The sequence below is a fragment of the Staphylococcus sp. 510 genome (genome assembly GCF_057219715.1).
In genome coordinates, this window is sequence record NZ_JBXVVK010000042.1 from 1 (window position 1) to 2210 (window position 2210).

Consider the following 2210-nt stretch of genomic DNA (forward strand, 5'->3'; position numbering starts at 1 on the left):
TATTTGGTATTCCAGGTGCAAAAATTGACTATTTATTTAACGCACTTGAAGACGATGGACCTGAACTTATTGTTACGCGTCACGAGCAAAACGCAGCAATGATGGCCCAAGGTATAGGACGACTAACTGGTAAACCAGGTGTCGCACTTGTAACGAGTGGTCCAGGTGTCAGTAACTTAACGACCGGACTATTAACAGCAACATCTGAAGGAGATCCCGTATTAGCTTTAGGAGGACAAGTTAAACGTAACGATTTATTACGTTTAACACATCAAAGTATAGATAATGCGGCATTATTAAAATATTCAACAAAGTATAGTGAAGAAGTACAAGATCCTGAATCTTTATCAGAAGTCATGACTAATGCTATGAGAACAGCAACATCAGGTAAAAATGGTGCGAGTTTTATTAGTATTCCACAAGATGTTATTTCAGCACCAGTAGAATCAAAAGCTATAGCACTATGTCAAAAGCCCAATTTAGGTGTTCCTAGTGAGCAAGATATAAATGACGTGATTGATGCAATTAAAAATGCAGCATTTCCTGTTTTACTCGCCGGTATGAGAAGTTCAAGTGCGAATGAAACAAATGCTATCCGTAAATTAGTTGAAAAGACAAATTTACCAGTAGTTGAAACATTCCAAGGTGCTGGTGTCATTAGTCGCGATTTAGAAAATCACTTCTTTGGTCGTGTAGGATTATTCCGTAACCAAGTAGGAGATGAATTGCTTCGTAAAAGTGATTTAGTTGTCACAATTGGTTATGATCCGATTGAGTACGAAGCAAGTAATTGGAATAAGGAATTAGACACAAAAGTGATCAATATTGATGAAGTTCCAGCAGAAATTACAAATTATATGCAACCTACTAAAGAATTAATTGGTAATATTGCAGGAACTATAGAAATGATATCTGACAAAGTAGATGAACCATTTATTAACCAACAACATTTAGATGAATTAGAGCAGTTAAGAGCACATATTGTTGAAGAAACGGGTATTAAAGCAACTCATAAAGATGGTGTATTACATCCAATCGAAATTATCGAATCTATGCAAAAAATGTTAACGGATGATACTACGGTTACCGTTGATGTCGGAAGTCATTATATTTGGATGGCACGTAAATTCAGAAGTTATAATCCGAGACATTTGTTATTTAGTAATGGTATGCAAACGTTAGGTGTTGCATTACCTTGGGCGATTTCAGCAGCACTAGTACGTCCAAATACACAAGTTGTCTCAGTAGCTGGTGATGGTGGATTTCTATTTTCAGCACAAGATTTAGAAACAGCTGTTCGAAAAAATCTAAATATCATACAATTAATTTGGAATGATGGTAAGTATAATATGGTTGAGTTCCAAGAAGAAATGAAATACGAACGTTCATCAGGTGTAGATTTTGGTTCAGTTGATTATGTGAAATATGCAGAAGCTTTTGGTGCGAAAGGAATGCGTGTAACAAATCAAGAAGAATTAGAAAATGCGATTAAAAAAGGTTATGAAATTCAAGGACCTGTAGTCATTGATATACCTGTAAATTATAAAGATAATGTAAAACTTTCAACCAATATGTTGCCTGATGCATTTAATTAATAATCAAATAGTAATTGAGGAGTGAAGCTTTTATGACTAATATCTTATATCAACACGGTACATTAGGAACATTGATGGCAGGACTATTAAAGGGTACCGCCTCAATTAATGAAATATTAAAACATGGAGATTTAGGTATTGCGACTTTAACGGGATCGAATGGAGAAGTGATATTTGTGGATGGTAAGGCTTACCATGCTAATGAACATAAAGATTTTATTGAATTAAAAGGTGATGAATTAACACCTTATGCGACAGTGACGAAATTCAAGGCAGATACAACATACCAAACTAAAGATAAATCATCTGAAGACGTTTTTGACGAAGTTAAAGAAAACATGTTGAGTGAAAACTTATTTTCAGCTGTTAAAATTTCTGGAGTATTCAAAAAAATGAACGTTCGCATGATGCCTGGACAAGAGCCGCCATACACACGATTAATTGATTCGGCACGCAGACAACCTGAACAAACTGAGACGTATGTTAAAGGAACTGTTGTTGGTTTCTTCACACCGGAACTTTTCCATGGTGTAGGTTCAGCAGGATTCCATGTGCACTTTGCGAATGATGATCGTAACTTCGGCGGCCATGTGCTAGACTTTGAAATAGAAGATG

2 protein-coding genes are annotated in these 2210 nt (G+C 35.7%); both read left to right on the plus strand.

All coding sequences use genetic code 11. The features are described 5' to 3' along the window. A partial coding sequence (gene alsS / locus AC2D8K_RS12520; RefSeq protein ID WP_145506905.1) for an acetolactate synthase AlsS occupies nucleotides 1-1595 on the plus strand: 1595 nt, incomplete at its 5' end. A gap of 32 nt (nucleotides 1596-1627) precedes the next feature. Then, a partial coding sequence (budA, locus tag AC2D8K_RS12525; protein ID WP_484698822.1) for an acetolactate decarboxylase occupies nucleotides 1628-2210 on the plus strand: 583 nt, incomplete at its 3' end.